Here is a 19979-nt window from a genome sequence, read left to right on the forward strand (position 1 = left end):
CCCGCCCACGCCGCGCCCGACCCGCACGGCGCCACCGGCTTGCTGGTGGTGGACGACCACGACCTGCTGCGCCTGGGCCTGCTCACCCTGGTGCAGGCCCACGCCACCGACAGCGGGCGTCAGATCAAGGTGCTGGAATCGCGCACCCTGCAGGAGGCGATGGAGCTGTACGGCCGCTACCGGCAGCGCATCGGCCTGGTGCTGCTGGACCTGCACCTGCCCGACGCCCACGGCCTCTCGGGCCTGACGGCCTTCGTCAAGGCCTTCCCCGAGGCGCCGGTGGTGGTGCTCTCGGGCGTGAACGACCCCGGCCTGATGCGCCACGCCCTCTCGCGCGGCGCGCGCGCCTACCTCGCCAAGTCGGGCGACCTCAAGGAGGTCATCGGCTACATCCGCTCGCTGGGCCTGTTCGGGCCCGCGCCGGCGCCCGGACCCGCCGCGCCCACCGAGCCGGTGCTGCGCAGCGTGCGCAACAACGCCAATGGCGAGTCGCTGCAGCTCACCGACCGCCAGGTGCAGGTGCTGGAATGGGTGCTGGCCGGGCAGTCCAATCGCGACATCGCCGAACGCGCCCACCTCAGCGAAGGCACGGTGAAGAACCATGTCTCGGCGCTGCTGCTGCTCTTTGGCGTGAGGTCGCGCGCGCAACTCATCAGCCTGTTGCGGTGAGCGAAGCCGACACCGGCGACCTGACCCAGCAGCGCGTGCTGCGCGAGCAGGTCGCCGCGCTGTACGCCACTTCGCTGAGTTCCACCATCGCCGACGCGGTGCTGGCCTGGGCCCTGTGCGCGCTGTTCTGGTGGCAGCTGCGCGACCCCCTGATCTTCGTGTGGCTGGGCCTGCACACCATCCAGGTGCTGCGCTACCCGCTCATCCACGCCTACTTCCGCGACCGCCAGGCCGCCGCGCGCAGCGCGTTCTGGGCCCGGCGACAGTGGCGCGAGCTGCTGTACTACAGCGCCACCTGGGGCCTGGCGCCCTGGCTGTTCATGCCGGCCGACGACCTGCCCATGACCACGCTGCTCATGCTCATCATGCTCGGCCTCATCAGCGGCGGCGTGCCGTCGGTGGCGCCACGCTGGGCCTCGGTGCTGGCCTTCGTGCTGCCCATGATGACCGGCCTGATCTCCGCCCTGCTCTGGCGCGGCGACCCCACGCACCTCTTCCTCGGCGCCTGCGTCGGCATCTACACCGGCGCCATGCTGCACTTCGCGCGCCGCCAGCACCTGCTGCTCACCGCCTCGCTGCAGATGCGCTTCGAGAAAGAGGCGCTGGCCGAGCAGCTCGCCGGGCAGATGGCCGCCACCCAGCGCGCCAGCGAGGACAAGACGCGCTTCTTCGCCGCCGCCAGCCACGACCTGCGCCAGCCGCTGCACGCCATCGCGCTCTTCGGTGCCGTGCTCGACAAGGAACTGCAAGGCCAGCCCACGCACGCCCACGCGCAGCGCCTCATGGGCGCGGTGCATTCGCTGGGCACCTCGCTGGACACCATGCTCGACGTCTCGCGGCTCGACGCCGGCGTGATCGAGGCCGATGTGCAGGACGTGCCGCTCAACACCGTGCTGCAGGCCCTGCACCCCTCGTTCGCCTCGCGCGCGGAAGAGCGCGAACTGCAGCTGCGCCTGCGCGCCACGCCGGTGTGGGTGCGCACCGACCCGCACCTGCTGCGGCGCCTGCTGGGCAACCTGATCGAAAACGCCATCAAGTACACCGCGCGCGGCGGCGTGCTGGTGGTGGCGCGGCCGCGCGGCGCGCAGGTCTGGATCGACGTGGTGGACACCGGCATCGGCATCGCGCCCGAGCACGCCGACCGCGTGTTCGACGAGTTCTACCAAGTCGACAACCCGGGCCGCGACCGCACGCGCGGCCTGGGCATCGGCCTGTCCATCGTGCGCCGGCTCTCCCTGCTGTTGAACCACCCGGTGCGCCTGCGCTCCTGGCCCGGCCATGGCACGCGCTTTCGCGTCACCGTGCCCCGCGCCAAGCCCACGCCCGAGCCCACCCTCTACAGCCGGCCGGCCACCCTGGCGGCCAGCCAGGCGCTGCCGCGCCGCGTGCTGCTGGTCGACGACGAGGCCGACATCACCGATGCGCTGAGTGCCTTCCTCCAGACCTGGGGCGTGGCCTCGGAGACCGCGCGCGACGAGGACGGCGCGGCACTCGCCCTGCAGGCCGCCGCTGCGCGGCAAGAGCCCTTCGACGCGATGCTCTGCGACTACCGCCTGGCCGAGGGCGCCGACGGCCTGGCCGCCTCGCAGCGCCTGCGCGCGCGTTTCGGCCTGGCGCTGCCCGTGCTGCTGATCACCGGCGAGACCGCGCCCGATCGCCTGCAGCGCGTGCGCGACTCGGGCGTGCCGGTGCTGTTCAAGCCGGTCGATCCCGACCGCCTGCTGCAGGCCCTGGCCCGCCTCGCCCCGCCGGGCACCGCCCCCGCCGCCTTCACGTCGTGACTTTCGGCACTGTCGCGCGCACCGGGCTTTGCCTATCGTGCGGACCCAAGGGCAGCCCCACCGCCCGGAGGTCTTCATGTTCGCTGTCACACCATCCCCACGCCCACGCCTGTCCCTGCCGCTGTGGCTCATCGCCTGTGTGCTGCTGCCCGCGCTGCTCGGCGCCTGCGGCGGCAGCAGCAACCCGCCCGAGGCGCCGGCCGAGCCCGAGCGCGTGACGGCGGTGATCGGCCCGGCCGGCGGCACCCTCACCGGGCCCGATGGCGCGCAGGTGGTCATCCCGCCCGGCGCGCTGCGCGGCAACACCACCATCGGCATCGCGCGCTCCAGCGCGGGCGCGCCGGTGCGCGACGCCTTCTGGCCCGCGCCCGCCGCCACCTACGAGTTCACGCCGCACGGCATCGCTTTCGAAACCCCGGTCACGATCCGCCTGCCGGTGCCCGCCGGCACCACCGGCCCGACGGCGTGGATGGCCTCCACCGACGCCGACTGGCAGGAAAGCGAGGCCACCCTCGCCGGCGGTTTCGCCAGCGTGCGGCGCAACACCTTCTCGTGGGGCATGGTGATCGCGGCCTGTTCGACCCCCGCCAACGCGCCACCCAACCCGGACCGCTGCTTCTCCCCACGCGGGCACACCAGCGTGGTGGCCAACCCCGGCAACGCCCTCACGCTCACCGGCTACTCCAACGCCTACAACAGCTCGGGCGGCTCCTACCGGCTCGACGCCGCGGCCACGCTGACCTTCACCGCGGTCTACAACCTCTGGCCCAGTTGCGCGAGCGCGCGCGTCACCATGATCCGCCGCCAGCTCGACCGCCACCCGCAGGTGGTGGAAACGCTGTACGACCAGGCGAACATCGGCCTGACGCAGGGCGCCCATGGTGGGCGCGGCGCGGGTGGCACCACCGTGCTGCCGGTGCTCTCGCTCAGCCACCTCGACCAGGGCCGCCACGTGGTCGCCACCTACGTCGCCTGCCAGCGCGGCGACGGCTTCCAGGCGCGCTACTACGACGCCACGGTCATCAACGTGGCCGTCCCTGTGCCCACCACCACGCAGACCATCGGCGGCAACGTCAGCGGCCTCGCCGGCACGGTGGTGCTGCGCAACAACGGCGCGGACGACCTCGCCGTGAACACCGACGGCCCGTTCACCTTCCCCACGCCGGTGGCCACCGGCGTGCCCTACAACGTCACCGTCGGCACCCAGCCCGCCGGCCAGACCTGCACCGTGCAGAACGGCAGCGGCACGGCCAACGCCGACGTGAACAACGTGGCGGTGAACTGCACCGCTGGCGCGACCCAGGCCTGGCAGGGTGCGGCATTGATCGAATCGAACGATGTCGCCCGCGCCTTCAACCCCGTGGTCGCCACCGACAGCCAGGGCAACGCCTTCGCGGTCTGGGCGCAGGGCAACGGCAGCTTCGACAACATCTGGGCCGCGCGCTACACCCCAGGTGGCGGCTGGGGCGCGCCGCAGGTGATCGACGACCACTCCGGCAACGTCACCGAGCCCCGGATCGCGGTGGACAGCGCGGGCAACGCCGTCGCCATCTGGGTGCGCGAGAACATCGTCTCCCACCGCGGCCTGGTCGCGGCGAGCTACACCGCCGGCACCTGGGGCGCGCCGCAGGACGTGGAAGGCAATGCCGGCCACGCGCGCGCGCCGCAGATCGGCATGGACGCCAGCGGCGCGGCCCGCGCGATCTGGATCCAGCACGACGGCAACTTCGAGCGCGTGCGCAGCGCCCGCCTGCAAGGCGGCTCCTGGGACTCGACGGGCTCGTCCATCGACGGCGGCACGGGCGACGCCTCCGACGCGCAGATCCAGGTGTTCGCCAACGGCAGCGCCCTGGCGGTCTGGACGCAGATCAGCGCCGGGGTTCCGCGGGTCTGGCACAACCGGTTCAACGGCGTCGGCTGGTCCAGCGCCGACCTGCTGGACGACAACAACACCAGCTTCAGCCTGGGCGCACCGGCCCTCGCGGCCGACGCCACCGGCAACACCCTCGCCGTCTGGTCGCAGGGCACGGCCACCACCTCGTCCACCGTGTACGCACGGCGCTACGCCGGCGGCACCTGGGGCGCGGCCGAGGTCTTGTCGGGCGGCGGCACGGACAACAGCGCCCGGGCCCGCGTTGCGATGAACGCCAATGGCACGGCCACGGCGGTCTGGCAGGAATCGTTGGCCGACGGCCTGCAGACCTGGGCGCGCCGCCGCGTGGGCGCGGGCGCCTGGGGCGCGGCGGTGCGGCTGGACACCCCGCTGGGCGCGAGCGACAGCGAAGGCGAGCCCCAGGTGGCCATGGACCCCGCCGGCAACGCCACCGTGGTCTGGAGCCACACCCTCTCCGGCGGCAACCACCGCGACCTCTACGGCAGCCACCACCGCGTGGCCACCGGCAGCTGGAGCGCGCCCACGCTGCTCGACGCGGTGAACACCGGCGGCGTCAACCGCTGCTCGGTGGCCATGGACGCCAACGGCAACGCCCTCGTGGTGTGGGATCAGGACACCGTCAACGCGCGGCTGGACATCTGGGCCAACGTGTTCCGCTAGGGCCCTGGCCAGCAGGAAATCCCGGGCGCCGGTAGCATCGGGCCCGGTGCCGCCATCCGGCGGCGCCTTCCTGAGGACGACCACACATGAAGCTCTACTACTCCCCGGGCGCCTGCTCGCTCTCCCCGCACATCGCCCTGCACGAAGCCGGCCTGGCCTTCGAGGCCGTGCCCGCGCCCACCAAGACGCACCAGCTGCCCGACGGCACCGACTACTACACCATCAACCCGCTGGGCTACGTGCCCCTGCTCGAACTCGACGGCGGCGAGCGCCTGCGCGAAGGCCCGGCCATCGTGCAGTACATCGCCGACCAGGTGCCGCAGAAGAACCTCGCCCCGGCCAACGGCACGCTGGCGCGCTACCACCTGCAGGAATGGCTGAACTTCATCGGCACCGAGGTGCACAAGAGCTTCTCGCCGCTGTTCAACCCGGCCACGCCCGACGAGGTGAAGACCGCCACCAAGGACAAGCTGGGCCAGCGCCTGAAGTGGGTCGACAGCCAGCTCGCCGGCAAGCAGTACCTGATGGGCAACGACTTCAGCGTGGCCGACGGTTACCTGTTCACCGTCACCAACTGGGCGCCGCGCGTGGGCGTGGACATCACCGGCCTGGCCAACCTCACGGCCTACCGCGCCCGCGTGGGTGCCCGCCCGGCCGTGCAGGCCGCCATGAAGGCCGAAGGCCTGATCTAGAGAAGCACCCCCGCGCCGCCTGCGGCGTCACCCCCTCCAGGGGGCGTGCCTGGCGGCCCGGCAAAGCCGGTTCCACGGGCACCCTGGAGGGCGTTGTCTCACACCAGCGCCTTTTGCTTCATCGCGAACGCCGCGCCCAGCCACAGCGCGACGGCCGAGAACACCAGGCCGCGCGCCAGGCCGCCCGGGCCGTCGGCGATGAAGCCCACCACCGTGGGGCCGACGATCTGGCCGGCCGCGAACACGATGGTGAAGGCGCTGATGCCCGCGGCCCACTGCGCGGGCGGCAGGTTGTGCCGCACCAGCGCGGTGGTCGAGGCCACCACCGACAGGAACACCCCCCCGAACACCAGGCCCGAGGTCAGCACCAGCGGCCAGCTGCTGGTGAGCGCCGGCACGATGGCCGCCACGCCCAGCAAGGCGTTGAGCCGCGCCAGTGCCTGGCCGTCGCGGTGCCGGTCCAGCAGGCCGGCCCAGATGCGCGACGAGGCCACCACCGCCACCCCGAGCAAGGCATAGAACAGCGTGATCGAGCCGGACGAACCGCCCTGCTCGCGCAGCAGCGCGATCACGAAGGTCATGTAGCCGATGTAGCCCACGCCAAAGCCCGCGTAACCCGCGAGCGAGAACACGAAGTCGCGCACCTGGAACACACGCCCGCCGCCCGCCTGCGCGCTGGCCGATGGCACGGCGTGAGCGGCCAGCACGTGCGCCGGCCAGGCCATGAGCGCGGTGGCCAGCAGGCAGACCAGCGCCAGCCCCCACCAGGCCCAGGCCCAGCCGTGCGGCTGGGACGCCGCCGCCAGCACCGGCGGCACGCCCAGCGCCGAGACCACGATGCCCAGCCCCGTGCCGCCGTAGTACAGGCCCAGCAGGAAGCCGCTGCGCCGCGGCTGGCGCGCGCCCAGCCGCGCGGCCAGCAGCCCGCCCACGATGAACACCACCGCACTCGCCACACCCGCCAGCAGGCGCTGAGCGAGCAGCGGCGCGGCGGCCGTGAAGAAACCGCTCAGGCCCATGAACAGCGAGGCCAGCAGCGAGCCCGACAGCAGCAGGCCGGTGGGCGAAAAACGCCGCATCAGCCAGGGCGTGGCCAGCGCGCCGATCAGGTAGCCCAGCGCGTTGAAGGTGTTCATCGCGCCGGCCAGCGTGTAGCTCCAGCCCAGGTCCTCGCGCATCGGCGGCAGCAGCAGGCCGTAGGCGAAGCGCGTGATGCCCAGCGACACCGCCGCGCCGAGCGAGAGCGCCAGCGCGAGCCGCACGTAGGGCGTGGTGTCGGGCATGTCGGTGAGGGAGACGGGTTCGGTGCGTGGGTTCATGGCTGGGCCATTGTGGTCCAAGCGGTGCCCCACCGCACCGGTGCCAATTCGGCGCGCAACGAAATGTCCACTGCCACGCAGCGGCCCCACACCGCGCCACCGCGCTTAAGCTGGCGCCATGCCCGACCCTCGACACATCGCCGCGCTCCAGCAAGCCGAGCGCGAACGTTTCATCGCCACGCACCCGCAATCCCTGGCACTCGCCCAGGCCGCGCAGGCCCACTACCTGTTCGGCGTGCCCCTGCACTGGATGCGCGACTGGCCCAGCCCCGCCGCGCTGTTCGTGCGCGAAGCGCAAGGCGCCTCGCTCACCTGCGTGGACGGCCTGCGGCACACCGACTTCTGCCTCGGCGACACCGGCGCCATGTTCGGCCACAGCCCGGCACCGCTGGCCCAGGCCATCGCGCAGCAGGCCGCGCAAGGCCTCACCTGCATGCTGCCGGCGGCCAACGCGGTGGCGGTGGGCGAAGGGCTCGCGCGCGTGTTCGGCCTGCCGATGTGGCAGCTGGCGCTGACCGCCAGCGACGCCAATCGCTTCGTGCTGCGCTGGGCGCGCGCCATCACCCGGCGGCCCCAGCTGCTGGTGTTCGACGGCTGTTACCACGGCGCGGTGGACGACACCCTGGTGGACCTGGACCCCGCGACCGGCCGCACGCTGCCGCGCGCCTCGGTGCTCGGCCAGGTCCACAACCACGCGGCCTTCACGCGCGTCGTGCCCTTCAACGACCTGCCCGCGCTCGAGGCCGCGCTGGCCCGGGGCGATGTGGCCTGCCTGCTGGCCGAGCCCGCGCTCACCAACTTCGGCCTGGTGCCACCCGCGCCCGGCTTCTGGGACGCGGCGCGCGACCTGTGCCGCCGGCACGGCGCGCTGTTCGTGTGCGACGAAACCCACACCATCTCCACCGCGCTGGGCGGCTACGCGCGGGCCCACGCGCTGGAGCCCGATTTCCTGGTGGTCGGCAAGGCGGTGGCCGGCGGCCTGCCCTGCGCGGTCTATGGCTTCACCGCCGAGATGGCCGACCGCATGGCGCGCGCCAAGGACGCCGCGCCCGAAGGCCACAGCGGCATCGGCACCACGCTCTCGGGCAATCCGCTCACACTCGCCGCGCTGCAGGCCGCGCTCACCCACCTGCACACCGATGCCAGCTACACCCCCATGCTGGCGCTGGCCGAGCGGCTCGAAACCGGTTTGCGCGAGCGCATCGCCCGCGCCGCCAAACCCTGGACGGTGACGCGCCTGGGCGCGCGCCTGGAGCTGCAGTTCATGCCGCACACCCCGCGCGACGCGCAGGACGTGCGCGACCACGCCCAGGCCGGACTCGAAGCCCTCACCCACCTCTTCATGCTCAACCGGGGCGTGCTGCTCACGCCTTTCCACAGCATGATGCTGGTCTCGCCCGCCACCACCGCGCAGGACGTGGCGCAGTTGCTGCAGGTCTTCGATGCGCTGCTGACCGCGCTCGCGGCCTAGGCCTCGCCCAGTCCCAGCGGCGCGGGCGCGCGCAGCACGATGCGGGTGAACAGCCGGTCGAACTGCGGGTCGCGCGGCCTGCGCGGGTTCAAGGGGTCGGTGTGCCGGGTGAAGGCCTCGTCCAGCACGGCCCAGTCCGCCTCGGTCAGCACCTTCTCGGCCACCGGCAGCAGGGCGGTTTCTTCCAGCCGCATGTGGTCCAGATAAAACGCCACGTAGCGCTGCGCCTCGGCCACGAAGGCCGGGCGGTGCAGGTCGCCCATGTACTCCCAGGCCATCAGCAGGTGCATCAGTTCGCGCACCCGCATCTCGCCGCTCATGTGGTCGCGCTCGAGCTGTTCGATGATGGGCATCAGCTGCGGCGCCGCGAGCGCCAGGCGCGGGAACAGCAGGTTGGATTCCTTGGGGTGGTGGTTCTTCTCGGGGAAGGCGTCGATGTAGAACAGCATCGCGCGCAGCACGTCGAAGTAACGCTCGGGGCCGCCCTCGCCGGACGCATCGGGGCCGATCCGCACCATCTGCGACAGCGTGGTCAGCATCGCGCTCAGGCTGGCGTGCTCGTCAAGGATCACGCGCACGGCGTCGTGTGTCGTCGTCATGGGAAGTCTCCTCCTCCTGCAGGAGCCCCGAGCATCGCGCGACGGCCGCGCGCGCGCCTTGACGTGCATCAAGCCTTGAGCGCGGGCTCAGCGCTGCGGCGGCTTCCAGCGCTTGAGCAGCAGCGCGTTGCCAACCACGCTCACCGAGCTCAGGGCCATGGCCGCGCCCGCCACCACCGGGCTGAGAAAGCCCAGCGCGGCCAGCGGGATGCCGGCCACGTTGTAGGCAAAGGCCCAGAACAGGTTCTGCCGGATCTTGCGCACCGTGCGGCGCGAGATGTCCAGCGCGGCCGCCACCAGCAGCGGGTCGCCGCGCATGAGCGTGATGCCGGCGGCGTGCATGGCCACGTCGGCGCTCGCGCCCTGGCTGTGGCTCATGGCCATGCCCACGTCGGCGGCGGCCAGCGCGGGCGCGTCGTTCACGCCATCGCCCACCATGGCCACGGTGTGCAGGCGGTCGCCCACCACGGCCGCGCGCAACTTGCGCACCACGGTCGCCTTGTCGCCCGGCAGCACCTCGGCGATCACCTCGTCGTGGTCCGCGCGCAGGCCCAGCCGCGAGGCCATGGCCAGCGCCGCACCGCGGTTGTCGCCCGAGACCATGAACAGCCGCATGCCCTGCGCCCGCAGGCCGGCAATGGCCTCGGCCGCGCCGGCCTTGGGCTCGTCACCGAAGGCCAGCAGGGCCAGGGGCGCCCAGGTGGCGGCCGAGGCCGCATCACCCGGCGTCTGGCTGGCCAGCACCGACACCGTCGCGCCCTCGGCCTGCAAGGCCTTGGCGCGCTCGTCCAGCGGGCCCAGCTTCGCGCCGAGCTCACCCATCCAGCGCAGGCTGCCCAGGGCCAGCAGCGCGCCGTTGACGCGCCCCTGGCTGCCCCGGCCCGAGACCGCCTGCACGTCCTGCGCGGCGTCCGGCGCCACCTTGATGGACCTGGAGGCCGCGGCCTCCAGCACCGCGCGCGCCAGCGGGTGCGCGCTCTGCGCCTGCAGCGCCGCCGCCACCTGCAGCACGGCGATCTCGTCCACGCCCGGTGCGGCCTCGATCACCGTCAGGCGCGGGTGGCCCTCGGTCAGCGTGCCCGTCTTGTCGAAGGCCACCGTGTCGACCTTGTGCGCGATCTCCAGCGCCTGCGCGTCCTTGATCAGGATGCCGTGCTGCGCCGCCACGCCGGTGCCGGCCATGATGGCCGCGGGTGTGGCCAGGCCCAAGGCACAGGGGCAGGCGATCACCAGCACCGCCACCGCGTGCAGCAAGGCCTCTTCCATCGGTGCGCCAGTCCCCAGCCAGCCCAGCAGCGTCACCAGCGCGATCACCAGCACCACCGGCACGAACACGGCCGCCACCTGGTCCACCATGCGCTGCACCGGTGCCTTGCCGGCCTGCGCGTCCTGCACCAGGCCGATGATCTGGGCCAGCACGCTTTGCGCGCCGACCGCGCGCACCCGCACGTCCACCGCGCCCTCGCCGTTGAGCGAGCCGCCGGTCACGCCATCGCCCACGTCCTTGGACACCGGCAGGGACTCGCCGGTCAGCATGGACTCGTCGGCCTGGGTGTGCCCCTGCACCACCGTGCCGTCGGCCGCGAAGCGCTCACCCGGCAACACGCGGATCACATCGCCCGGCAGCAGCTCGTCCACCGCCACATCGGTGGTCTCGGTGCGGCGAATGCCATCGGGCAACAGGTGGGCCCGCTCGGGCCGCAGCGCATGCAGCGCGCGGATGGCCGTGGTGGTCTGGCGCTTGGCGCGCGCCTCCAGCCACTTGCCCAGCAGCACCAGCGTGATCACCACCGCCGAGGCCTCGTAGTACAGGTGCGGCACCTCGCCCGCTTCGGCGCGCCACCACAGCCAGGTCGACAGCGCCCAACCGGCCGTGGTGCCGATCGCCACCAGCAGTTCCATGTTGCCGGTGCGCGCCTTGAGCGCGTGCCAGCCGGCGCGGTAGAAACGCGCGCCCAACACGAACTGCACCGGCGTGGCCAGCAGGAACTGGATCCAGGCCGGCAGCATCCAGTGCTGGCCGAACAGGTCCCCCACCATGGGCAGCACCAGCGGTGCCGAGAGCAACACACCGATCAGCACCGGCAGCAGGTCGCGCGGCACGCCCATCACGCGCTCGGTGTCCTCCTCGTCCAGGGCTTCCAGCGTGCGCGGCTCGTAACCCGCGTCGCGCACGGCGCGCTTGATGCGCGCCAGCGATTCGGCCTCGTCCACGCCACTGAGCGTGACGCGCGCCGACTCGGTGGCCAGGTTCACGGTGGCGTCGCTCACGCCCGGTTGCTTGCGCAAGGCCTTCTCGACCCGCGTCACGCACGAGGCGCAGGTCATGCCGCCCACACCCAGATCGATCTGGGTCAGTGGATAGGTCGAGAAGGTGGCACCGGCGTCGGGAGAGGCAGCGATCGTGTTCATGGGGTCAGCATAAGCTTTACCACCATGGGAAGGTCAAACGCGCTTGTAGCGAACTGTGACAGCGCGGCCACCGCTTGACCTTGACACCATGTCAAGGATCACAATGGCTTCATGTTCCATCCACCTTTGAAGAAAGACACCATGAAACAAGTCCTCGATGTGCACGGCATGACCTGCGGCCACTGCGAAAAGTCCGTGACCACCGCCATCAAGCTGCTCGATCCCCAGGCCGAAGTCCGCATCGACCGCGGCCAGAACCGCGTCGAGGTGAACAGCACGCAGACGCGCGAAGCCCTGGCCGAAGCGATCCGCGAAGAAGGCTACCAAGTGGCGGCCTGACCCCATGGCCACCGACCGCCTTCTGCACGCGCTGGCCCCCGCCGGCGAGCAAGACCCGGGCGACGCGCTGATCCACTGGCCGGTCAGCATCGGCAAGGCGGCGCAGCTCAGCGGCATCTCGCCCAAGATGCTGCGCCACTACGAGAGCCTGGGCCTGCTCACGCCCGTGCCCCGCACCGACAGCAACTACCGCCAGTACAGCCTGGCCGACGTGCACACGCTGCGCTTCATCCGCCGTGCGCGCGACATGGGCTTCGGCCTGGACGCCATCACCGAACTCGTGAGCCTCTGGCACAACCGCCGGCGCAGCAGCGCCAGCGTCAAGCGCATCACGCAGAAACACCTGGACGAACTGGCCCAGCGCATCGAAGCCCTGCAGGCCATGCAGCGCACGCTGGACCAGCTGCTGCACCTGTGCCCCGGCGACGACCGACCCGACTGTCCCATCCTCGACGACCTGAGCCACCCCGCTTGCACAGTTGCTGCAAAAAGCAGCACAAAACTTTACAAACCCGCCACATCGGCGGCACGGGGTGGAAACACGCGCGCCAGACACTGAAACCACTCCGCAGCCCGACACCTGTCCTGTGGAGATCCATCCTCAACAGACACCAGGAGTCCTCATGAAATCGCTTCCGAAACGCGCGCTGATCGCCACCACCCTGGCCACCGCCCTGGTGGGCACCTTCGCCACCGCCCTGGTGCAGGCCTCGGCCCTGCACCCCTCGGCCCTGGCCGCCGGCACGGCCGACACCGTCGTGGCCCAGGCCGACACGGCGGCCAAGCCGGCCGTCAAACCCGCTGCCCCCACCGCCGAGCAGCGCGACCAGAAACGCGCCGAACGCCACGCCCAGATGCAGAAGCGCATGGCCGAGCGCCAGGCGGCCTTCAAGGCCGAGCTCAAGCTCACCCCCGAGCAGGAACCGGCCTGGAACGCCTTCATCGCCCGCACCCAGCCTCAGGTCGGCGCCATGCCGCGCCAGGGCACCCGGGAAGACTGGTCCAAGCTGACCACCCCGCAGCGCCTGGACAAGATGCAGGCCCTGAAAGCCGAGCGCGACGCCGCGATGGCCAAACGCGTCGACGCGATCAAGAGCTTCTACGCGGTGTTGAACGCCGATCAACAAAAAGTCTTTGATTCAAAACACCTGGGCGGCTTCCAGCGCGCCGGCATGCACCGCGGCCACCGGGGTGAGCATCGGCACCACGGCGAGCAACCGGGCGTGAAAAAGCCGACCTGAACAGGCGCCCGGACCGCGCCGGGTTCCCGTTCCACTATTCTTCTAAATCTTTAAATACAAAATAGCAGTAGTAGTAGAGGGCGCTGTCCGGTGTGGACAAGCGCCCTTTTTCTTGCTGGATCAAGGACTTGGCTCGCTCAGAAGCCTGTGTGAAGGGCACGGTTCCTTGGCGCTCGAAACGGGGATAACAAGGCAGTTACCCACTTTTCTGTGGATAACTCATGCGTTGTTAAAAAATTATTCACAGGTTTGTGCAAAACCCGCTCGTCGGTTGCTGAAACATGCCCTGACACCTGCACACCTTCCCGGGCCAAAACCCGTCAACCCGGCTGGTAAGATGCGCCGCTTCACAGCCAGACCTGCCGACCCGGCGTTCCTGCGGCTGGCCCGTTTTTGGATCTGTTTCGCCCATGTCTGTCGCCCTCGCAGGAAACGCGCCCGCCACCTTCGAAATCAAGAGCGCCCACCTGCCTTTGGTGGCCCTGATGCTCAAGTCGTCCAACCTGGATCTCCTGGCGCAGGAGTTCGCCCAGCGTTTTGGCGACATGCCCGATTTCTTCGACCACGATCCGGTGGTCATCGACCTGCACCCGTTGAACGTGGCCGAGGCCCATGCCCTGCCCGACTTCGGCGCGCTGCAGACCTTGCTGCGCCAGCACCGCCTCACGCCCCTGGCCGTGCGCGGCGGCACCATCGAACAGACCGCGCTGGCCGTGGCCGCCGGCCTCACGCCCGCGCCCGATGCCACCGTGCAACGGGCCGCCCCGTCGGCGGTACCGACCGAGACCGCCTCGCCGGAACCCGTGGCCGCGCCCCAGCCGATGCCCATGCCCGGTGCGCTGGTGATCGACAAGCCCCTGCGCTCGGGCCAGCAGGTTTACGCGCGCGGCCGCGACCTGGTGGTCATGGCCATGGTCAACCCGGGTGCCGAGGTGATCGCCGACGGCAACATCCACGTGTACGCGCCGCTGCGTGGCAAGGCCATCGCCGGTGCGCGCGGCTACGGGGAGGCGCGCATCTTCGCGCTGTCCATGGCGCCCGAACTCATTTCCATCGCCGGCATCTACCGCACCAGCGAAGTGGCCTTGCCCGAATCGGTCCAGGGCAAGACCGCGCAGGTGCGCCTGGTGCCCGGGCCCGATGGCGACAAACTCGTGATCGACGCCATCGGCGTCTGAGTCTCACCCCTTATTCGAATCGAAGGACTTTCACCATGACCAAGATTGTTGTCGTCACCTCCGGCAAGGGCGGCGTGGGCAAGACCACCACCAGCGCCAGCTTCGCCTCGGGCCTGGCCCTGCGCGGCCACAAGACCGCCGTCATCGATTTCGACGTGGGCCTGCGCAACCTGGACCTGATCATGGGCTGCGAGCGCCGCGTGGTGTACGACCTGATCAACGTCATCCAGGGCGAGGCCAACCTGAACCAGGCCCTGATCAAGGACAAGCAGTGCGACAACCTGTTCGTGCTGGCCGCCAGCCAGACGCGCGACAAGGACGCCCTGAGCCAGGAAGGCGTGCACAAGGTGCTGACCGACCTGTCGGCCATGGGCTTCGAGTACATCATTTGCGACTCGCCCGCCGGCATCGAGACCGGTGCGCTCATGGCCATGCACTACGCCGACGAGGCGCTGGTGGTGACCAACCCCGAGGTCTCCAGCGTGCGCGACTCCGACCGCATCCTGGGCATGCTGGGCAGCAAGACGCAGCGCGCCATCGAGGGCAAGGAGCCGATCAAGGAACACCTGCTGATCACGCGCTACAACCCGGGCCGCGTGGCCGATGGCCAGATGCTCTCGCTCAGCGACATCCAGGACATCCTGCGCATCAAGCTGATCGGCGTGATCCCGGAAAGCGAAAGCGTGCTGACCGCCTCCAACCAGGGCATGCCGGCCATCCACCTCAAGGGCACGGACGTGGCCGAGGCCTACAGCGACGTGATCGACCGTTTCCTCGGTGCCGACAAACCGCTGCGCTTCATCGAGGCCGAAAAAGTGGGCTTCTTCAAGCGCCTGTTCGGAGGGAAGTAAGGCATGTCGATCCTGTCTTTCCTGCTGGGTGAAAAGAAGAAAACCGCCAGCGTCGCCAAGGAGCGCCTGCAGATCATCCTGGCGCACGAGCGCAGCGGGCGCAGCGCTTCCGAGCCCGACTACCTGCCCGCGCTGCAGCGCGAGCTGGTCGCGGTGATCGGCAAGTACATCAAGATCAACCCGGACGACATCAAGGTCCAGCTCGACCGCCAGGACAACCTGGACGTGCTCGAGGTCAAGATTGAGCTGCCCGACCGCAAGTGATCGATGGCGGATCGGGTGAACTTTTGCAGTTCGCGCCGCCGATCCCCCATCTCGGGCCGTTTTCAGCCCACTTCATGCCACCGGTGCGCGGAACATCCGCCAATTCCTAGACTCCATGCTCTAGGGGGTGGCGCCGGCTTGCCGGCGTGATGCGGTGGAAGAGCCGCACCCATCCCGGGTTTCGCGGCGCTGCTATGTTCTTGCTGGAAGGGTGCAAGGACGCGGTTTCCAGCTTGTCTGGCTTCTCCTCTGGGCCTGTTTGTGGGGCAAATCGGGGCCGAGCAACGCCGCTTTTTCATTCCCCCGGGGCCGGGATGCCGCTGCGGCATTCGAACGGGCCCTGGATGAAGGTGTGGGGCTCGACGGTGCAGGGGCCCTCCAGGGATTCCGGGTAGACGTAGTCGTCGCCCCATGGCACCAGGTCCGCCGGCATGCGGCGCTCCTGCTCGGGCCGCTGGGCGACGGCGACCTTCATGTAATCCGTCCAGACGGGCAATGCCAGGCTTCCCCCGGTCGCGTTGCCCAGGCTGCGCGACTGGTCGTACCCGATCCACACCACCGAAGCGACGCCCGATGAATAACCGGCGAACCAGGCATCGCGTGCGTCGTTGGACGTGCCGGTCTTGCCGGCTGTGTCCTCGCGCCCGAGTGCGCTCGCTCGCCGCCCCGTGCCGTGCCGCACCACATCGCGCAGCATGCTGTCCATCACGTAGGCATTGCGTGGGGAGATCACCTGGCCGCGGGGCGACACCGGCGGCGCTTCGTAGAGCACCGCACCGCCGCGCTCGCTCACCTTGAGCACCAGGCGGGACTCGACCCGTTCTCCTTCGTTGGCGAACACCGCGTAGGCCTCGGTGAGCTGCAGCGGGGTCACCGCACCCGCGCCCAGCGCCAGCGGCAGGATCGGAGGATTGAGCTCGGCCGCGAAACCGAAACGGGTGGCGAACTGCTGCACATATTCCGTGCCGGCGGCGTCCATGAGGTTGACCGCCACCACGTTCTTCGAGCGCGCCAGGGCCCGCCGGGCCGTGATGAAGCCTTCGTACTGGTTGCCGTAGTTGCGCGGTCGCCAGGCCTTGCGGCCGCGCGCCGAGGGCGTGACCAGCCGCTGCGTGTCGTCGACCAGGGTGCCGGGGAAATAGCCTTTTTCCAGCGCGGCGGAAAACACGAAGGGCTTGAAGGTCGATCCCGGCTGGCGCACCGCCTGCACCGCGTGGTCGAACTGGTTGAACGCAAAGTCGAAGCCCCCGGCCAGTGCCAGGATCTCACCCGACCTCGCATCGATGGACACCAGCGCGCCCTGCATCTGCGGCAGCTGTGTCAGCCGCCAGCGCCCGGCCGTGTCGGCCACGACACGAACGACGGCACCCGGTTCGATGCGCCTGCGCGCCGGTGCGTCGGGTTTGAGCAGCGCGCTGCTGCCCGGGCTCAGCGTGTGGCGTGCAATGCGAATCACGGTGCCGTCGCGCAGGGCGGCCGTGATGCCGGCGGAGGTCGAGGCTTCCAGCACGGTGGCCACGCGCAAGGCGCCACTGTCCCGGTAGGGCGCGAGGGCCCGGCGGATGCCGGCCGGGTCGTCGGCCTGCACGGCTTGCTTCAGATGGCCTTCCGGCCCCGCGGGGCCGCGCTGGTGCTGTGCATTCAACAGGCCGGCGCGCAAGGCATGGGTGGCGGCGCGCTGCTCGGCCACGTGGATGGTGGTGGTCACATCCAGGCCCCGCGAGTAGGCCTCGTCCCCATAACGCTCCACCAGCATCTTGCGAACCTGTTCGACCGCGTAGGCCGATGCCGGGTCGGTCGACGGGTGGTTCAGCGCCAAGGTCAGGGGCTCGGCGCGGGCCTGCTCATAGGCCGGCTCATCGAGATGCCCCAGCTCGCGCATGCGCTTGAGAATGTGCTGCTGGCGCACGGTGGCGCGCTCGCGGTTGGCGACCGGGTTGTAGGCGGAGGGCGCCTTGGGCAGGCCGGCCAGCATGGCCGCCTCGGCGACGCTGAGCTGGTCGAGCGTCTTGTCGAAGTAGACCGATGCGGCCGCCGCGAAACCGTAGGCCCGTTCGCCCAGGTAGATCTGGTTCATGTACAGCTCCAGGATCTTGTCCTTGCTGTAGACCGATTCGAGCTTGTAGGCCAGCATGATCTCCATGACCTTGCGCCGGTAGGTCTTCTCCCGGCTCAGGAAGAAGACCCGCGCGACCTGCATGGAGATGGTGCTGCCACCTTGCGCGTGCCCACCGGCCAGGAGGTTGCCGAGCGCCGCGCGAACGAGGCCCGCGTAGTCCACCGCCCCGTGTTCGTGGAACCGCGCGTCCTCGATGGCCAGCAAGGCCTGCTGCATGCGCAACGGGATGCGCTCGATCGGCACGAACTCGCGCCGCTCTTCGCCGTACTCGGCGAGCAGGCTGCCGTCCCTGGCGTGGATGCGCATGGGCAGCATCGGTTCGTAGTGGGCCAGGTGACCAACCTCGGGCACCTGCTGCCACAGGCGGTGCAAGGCATGGGCGGCGCCGAGGGCAACGCCGATGCACAGGCCAAGGGCCAGCGCGGCGAAGAACCGGGCCGTGAAAGGGGTTCGAAAGGAGAACATGGGCAAGGCTCAGGTGAAAGCGCCTCTCCCCCTGTCCTTTTACCTGAGAGTTTCGACTGCGTCGGCAGTCTGCCCCTTCGGTGTGCCGGTGCGCGCGCGGTGCGGCTCGGCCTCTCTCCAGTCGGCGAAATGTGTCTGCGGTCCGGTGGCCTGAGCGATCATGGGAGTTTGCGCCTTCGGCGGAGGCGCGACACGCCTCGCTCTCCCGCAGAGCGTCGCAGTCTATCAGAGGGTCAAAACCCGGGCGTCACACCGGTGCGCGGGCACCCGTGCCACCCGGCCAGGGCGTGAGCACCTCGTGTCCCTCGGGCGTGACGGCCACCATGTGTTCCCACTGGGCGGACAGGGAGCGGTCTTTGGTCACGACGGTCCACCCATCGGCCAAGGTCCGGGTCTCGCGCCGGCCTGCGTTGAGCATGGGTTCGATGGTGAAGACCATCCCCGGCTCCAGCCTGAGCCCCTCGCCGCGCCGGCCATGGTGAAGCACGTTCGGTTCTTCGTGGTAGATCCGGCCAATGCCGTGCCCGCAGTACTCGCGCACCACGCTGAAGTGCTCTCGATGGGCGACGGACTGGATGGCATGGCCAATGTCCCCCAGCGTCGCGCCGGGCCTGACCTGCCGGATGCCGGCCAGCAGGGCTTCGTAGGTGGTCTCCACCAGACGCCGGGCCAGCACGTTGGGTGTGCCGACGAAGTACATGCGGCTGGTGTCGCCGAACCAGCCGTCCTGGTTGACGGCCACATCGATGTTGATGATGTCGCCCTTCTTCAGCAGCTTGTCGGGCGAGGGGATGCCGTGGCAGACCACCTGGTTGACGGAGGTGAGGATGGTCTTGGGGTACCCGTGGTACCCCAGGTTGGCCGGGATGGCGCCCTGGACGTTCACGATGTGGTCGTGGCAGATCCGGTCCAGCGTCTCCGTGCTGACCCCGGGGACGACGTGGGGCTCGATCATGCCGAGCACCTCCGCGGCCAGCCTGCCGGCGCGCCGCGCCATCTCGATGTCCTCGGCGGACTTGATGGTGATGCCGCGAGCCACTAGCGCTGGCCCGCCGGGGCTGTGCGGGACTTGCCCGGCGGGGTCGCGGCCGCCACGGTGATGTCCAGGCCCCCCGCGAGCTCCGCCCGCACCAACAGCTGGCAGATCTCCCGGTGGTCCAGCCCCGGGTGAAGCTCGGTCAGCATGCCAACCCGCATCCAGTGTTCGGCCTGCGCATTGATGGACCTGCTCAGCGCATTCCCCGCCACGCGCAGGTTCTCGTGCATCAGGTCCGAAATCTTGACGATCCCCATTCACCACCTTTATATGAAACGTATATGAATTATATACGCCTCAAGGTGGACGGCGGCTAGTTGGTGTTGGCCGGCGGGGTGGGTGGCGCGGCGGCCGGTGGGGGGTCCACCGGATCCAGCAGGCTCTTGGGCGGGTTGCGCTTCATTTCACCGGCCAGCGTCAGCTGCTCGGGACTCATGCATTCATCGGCCAGCCGCTTGCCCAGTTGCTGGCTCATGAGCATGGACTTGTTGCCCAACTGCAGCCACATGGCGCCCCGCTTCGGGTCTTCGAGACGGATGGCACCGGTGCGGCTTTCCACCGGGTGCATGTAGTACCGCGCGTTGCGCATGTTCTTCACCTGCACGATGAAGAACCCCTGCCGCTTGGCGGGCACGATCTCCACAGCCGAGCCGAGTTCGCAGGGGATGTTGCCGAGGTACACGCGCTGCGCGACCGCGAGATCGGCTTCGGTTAGGTTCACGCTGGAATCCTCTTCGATCGGCGTCACTTCTTCCACGGCCTTGGCCGCGGAGCGCGCCAGCGGCGCGCGTTTGGTCGTGGTGGTGGGTTTGGCCACCGGCTTGGCGGCGGGCTTCGCGGGGGTCTGCTGCGCCATCACCGGGATGGGCGCGAACGCCACGGCGCTCAGGGAGAAGACAAGGGCAAGGATTTTCATGGGCCCTAGTCTGCCCGCATGGCCGCTGAAATGCTGTTCGCAGATGTTTCGACCACATTCACCGTGGGCCGCC

18 protein-coding genes and 1 riboswitch are annotated in these 19979 nt (G+C 69.9%); of the genes, 11 read left to right on the forward strand and 7 right to left on the reverse strand.

Annotated features, from left to right (window positions below; all coding sequences use genetic code 11):
* The 4 genes from AC3WPZ_RS15170 to gstA form a co-directional block, all read left to right on the forward strand.
* On the forward strand, positions 1–669 hold a 669-nt coding region (locus AC3WPZ_RS15170; protein ID WP_492440355.1), incomplete at its 5' end, for a response regulator transcription factor.
* Positions 666–2450 (forward strand): ATP-binding response regulator, encoded by a 1785-nt coding sequence (locus AC3WPZ_RS15175; protein WP_492440357.1) that lies wholly within the window; start codon positions 666–668, stop codon positions 2448–2450. The genes AC3WPZ_RS15170 and AC3WPZ_RS15175, both read left to right, overlap by 4 nt.
* Positions 2451–2526: 76 nt before the next feature.
* Positions 2527–5004 (forward strand): hypothetical protein, encoded by a 2478-nt coding sequence (locus tag AC3WPZ_RS15180; protein ID WP_492440359.1) that lies wholly within the window; start codon positions 2527–2529, stop codon positions 5002–5004.
* Between the two features lie 86 nt (positions 5005–5090).
* On the forward strand, positions 5091–5696 hold the full coding sequence (gene gstA / locus AC3WPZ_RS15185; RefSeq protein WP_382322649.1) for a glutathione transferase GstA: 606 nt from the start codon (positions 5091–5093) through the stop codon (positions 5694–5696).
* 98 nt (positions 5697–5794) lie between these two features.
* Here the strand turns inward: gstA and AC3WPZ_RS15190 are convergent, their stop codons facing one another.
* The gene (locus AC3WPZ_RS15190) at positions 5795–7015 is read right to left on the reverse strand and encodes a YbfB/YjiJ family MFS transporter (RefSeq protein WP_492440361.1); all 1221 of its coding nucleotides are present in this window, start codon (positions 7013–7015) and stop codon (positions 5795–5797) included.
* A 118-nt stretch (positions 7016–7133) separates the two neighbouring features.
* Between AC3WPZ_RS15190 and AC3WPZ_RS15195 the strand changes: the two genes are divergently transcribed.
* Positions 7134–8486, forward strand: coding sequence for a transaminase (locus AC3WPZ_RS15195; protein WP_492434533.1), 1353 nt, complete (start codon positions 7134–7136; stop codon positions 8484–8486).
* Here AC3WPZ_RS15195 and AC3WPZ_RS15200 read toward each other — a convergent pair.
* Both AC3WPZ_RS15200 and AC3WPZ_RS15205 read right to left on the reverse strand, forming a co-directional pair.
* The gene (locus AC3WPZ_RS15200) at positions 8483–9085 is read right to left on the reverse strand and encodes a hemerythrin domain-containing protein (protein WP_492440363.1); all 603 of its coding nucleotides are present in this window, start codon (positions 9083–9085) and stop codon (positions 8483–8485) included. The genes AC3WPZ_RS15195 and AC3WPZ_RS15200 overlap by 4 nt on opposite strands.
* A gap of 87 nt (positions 9086–9172) precedes the next feature.
* Positions 9173–11497: a heavy metal translocating P-type ATPase gene (locus tag AC3WPZ_RS15205; RefSeq protein ID WP_492440365.1), complete on the reverse strand. Its 2325-nt coding sequence runs from the start codon at positions 11495–11497 to the stop codon at positions 9173–9175.
* Positions 11498–11638: 141 nt separating this feature from the next.
* Between AC3WPZ_RS15205 and AC3WPZ_RS15210 the strand changes: the two genes are divergently transcribed.
* The 6 genes from AC3WPZ_RS15210 to minE all read left to right on the forward strand — a co-directional run bounded on the left by AC3WPZ_RS15210 (position 11639) and on the right by minE (position 15370).
* A complete protein-coding gene (locus tag AC3WPZ_RS15210; RefSeq protein ID WP_444687794.1) occupies positions 11639–11836 on the forward strand; it encodes a cation transporter in 198 nt (65 codons plus the stop codon).
* A gap of 4 nt (positions 11837–11840) precedes the next feature.
* Positions 11841–12395 (forward strand): Cu(I)-responsive transcriptional regulator, encoded by a 555-nt coding sequence (gene cueR, locus AC3WPZ_RS15215; protein ID WP_444687793.1) that lies wholly within the window; start codon positions 11841–11843, stop codon positions 12393–12395.
* A gap of 64 nt (positions 12396–12459) precedes the next feature.
* Positions 12460–13077: a Spy/CpxP family protein refolding chaperone gene (locus tag AC3WPZ_RS15220; RefSeq protein WP_492434529.1), complete on the forward strand. Its 618-nt coding sequence runs from the start codon at positions 12460–12462 to the stop codon at positions 13075–13077.
* 410 nt (positions 13078–13487) lie between these two features.
* Positions 13488–14255 carry a septum site-determining protein MinC gene (gene minC / locus AC3WPZ_RS15225; RefSeq protein ID WP_382322644.1) on the forward strand — a complete coding sequence of 256 codons (768 nt, stop codon included), beginning with the start codon at positions 13488–13490 and terminating at the stop codon, positions 14253–14255.
* 35 nt (positions 14256–14290) lie between these two features.
* Positions 14291–15106, forward strand: coding sequence for a septum site-determining protein MinD (minD, locus tag AC3WPZ_RS15230; RefSeq protein ID WP_291116397.1), 816 nt, complete (start codon positions 14291–14293; stop codon positions 15104–15106).
* Between the two features lie 3 nt (positions 15107–15109).
* Entirely contained in the window at positions 15110–15370 is a 261-nt protein-coding gene (minE, locus tag AC3WPZ_RS15235) for a cell division topological specificity factor MinE (RefSeq protein ID WP_204735402.1), read from the forward strand.
* Between the two features lie 295 nt (positions 15371–15665).
* Here the strand turns inward: minE and AC3WPZ_RS15240 are convergent, their stop codons facing one another.
* From AC3WPZ_RS15240 to AC3WPZ_RS15255, 4 genes are all read right to left on the reverse strand, one after another.
* On the reverse strand, positions 15666–17954 hold the full coding sequence (locus AC3WPZ_RS15240) for a penicillin-binding protein 1A (protein WP_492440368.1): 2289 nt from the start codon (positions 17952–17954) through the stop codon (positions 15666–15668).
* Positions 17955–18082: 128 nt separating this feature from the next.
* Positions 18083–18172, reverse strand: a riboswitch (glycine riboswitch).
* Between the two features lie 29 nt (positions 18173–18201).
* Positions 18202–18993, reverse strand: coding sequence for a type I methionyl aminopeptidase (gene map, locus AC3WPZ_RS15245; protein ID WP_492440370.1), 792 nt, complete (start codon positions 18991–18993; stop codon positions 18202–18204).
* Positions 18993–19247 carry a ParD-like family protein gene (locus tag AC3WPZ_RS15250; RefSeq protein ID WP_492440372.1) on the reverse strand — a complete coding sequence of 85 codons (255 nt, stop codon included), beginning with the start codon at positions 19245–19247 and terminating at the stop codon, positions 18993–18995. The genes map and AC3WPZ_RS15250 overlap by 1 nt, the downstream gene beginning before the upstream one ends.
* Before the next feature lie 56 nt (positions 19248–19303).
* The gene (locus tag AC3WPZ_RS15255; RefSeq protein WP_492440374.1) at positions 19304–19906 is read right to left on the reverse strand and encodes a hypothetical protein; all 603 of its coding nucleotides are present in this window, start codon (positions 19904–19906) and stop codon (positions 19304–19306) included.
* Between the last annotated feature and the right edge of the window lie 73 nt (positions 19907–19979).

This window comes from Hydrogenophaga sp. FW305-3-2-15-A-LB1 (genome assembly GCF_058787875.1).

Bases quoted from the DNA above. Each gene is read 5' to 3' on its own strand.
- AC3WPZ_RS15180 (WP_492440359.1), top strand. From the start codon at position 2,527: ATGTTCGCTGTCACACCATCCCCACGCCCACGCCTGTCCCTGCCGCTG.
- gstA (WP_382322649.1), top strand. From the start codon at position 5,091: ATGAAGCTCTACTACTCCCCGGGCGCCTGCTCGCTCTCCCCGCACATC.
- AC3WPZ_RS15190 (WP_492440361.1), bottom strand. From the start codon at position 7,015: ATGAACCCACGCACCGAACCCGTCTCCCTCACCGACATGCCCGACACC.
- AC3WPZ_RS15195 (WP_492434533.1), top strand. From the start codon at position 7,134: ATGCCCGACCCTCGACACATCGCCGCGCTCCAGCAAGCCGAGCGCGAA.
- AC3WPZ_RS15200 (WP_492440363.1), bottom strand. From the start codon at position 9,085: ATGACGACGACACACGACGCCGTGCGCGTGATCCTTGACGAGCACGCC.
- AC3WPZ_RS15205 (WP_492440365.1), bottom strand. From the start codon at position 11,497: ATGAACACGATCGCTGCCTCTCCCGACGCCGGTGCCACCTTCTCGACC.
- AC3WPZ_RS15210 (WP_444687794.1), top strand. From the start codon at position 11,639: ATGAAACAAGTCCTCGATGTGCACGGCATGACCTGCGGCCACTGCGAA.
- cueR (WP_444687793.1), top strand. From the start codon at position 11,841: ATGGCCACCGACCGCCTTCTGCACGCGCTGGCCCCCGCCGGCGAGCAA.
- AC3WPZ_RS15220 (WP_492434529.1), top strand. From the start codon at position 12,460: ATGAAATCGCTTCCGAAACGCGCGCTGATCGCCACCACCCTGGCCACC.
- minC (WP_382322644.1), top strand. From the start codon at position 13,488: ATGTCTGTCGCCCTCGCAGGAAACGCGCCCGCCACCTTCGAAATCAAG.
- minD (WP_291116397.1), top strand. From the start codon at position 14,291: ATGACCAAGATTGTTGTCGTCACCTCCGGCAAGGGCGGCGTGGGCAAG.
- minE (WP_204735402.1), top strand. From the start codon at position 15,110: ATGTCGATCCTGTCTTTCCTGCTGGGTGAAAAGAAGAAAACCGCCAGC.
- AC3WPZ_RS15240 (WP_492440368.1), bottom strand. From the start codon at position 17,954: ATGTTCTCCTTTCGAACCCCTTTCACGGCCCGGTTCTTCGCCGCGCTG.
- AC3WPZ_RS15250 (WP_492440372.1), bottom strand. From the start codon at position 19,247: ATGGGGATCGTCAAGATTTCGGACCTGATGCACGAGAACCTGCGCGTG.
- AC3WPZ_RS15255 (WP_492440374.1), bottom strand. From the start codon at position 19,906: ATGAAAATCCTTGCCCTTGTCTTCTCCCTGAGCGCCGTGGCGTTCGCG.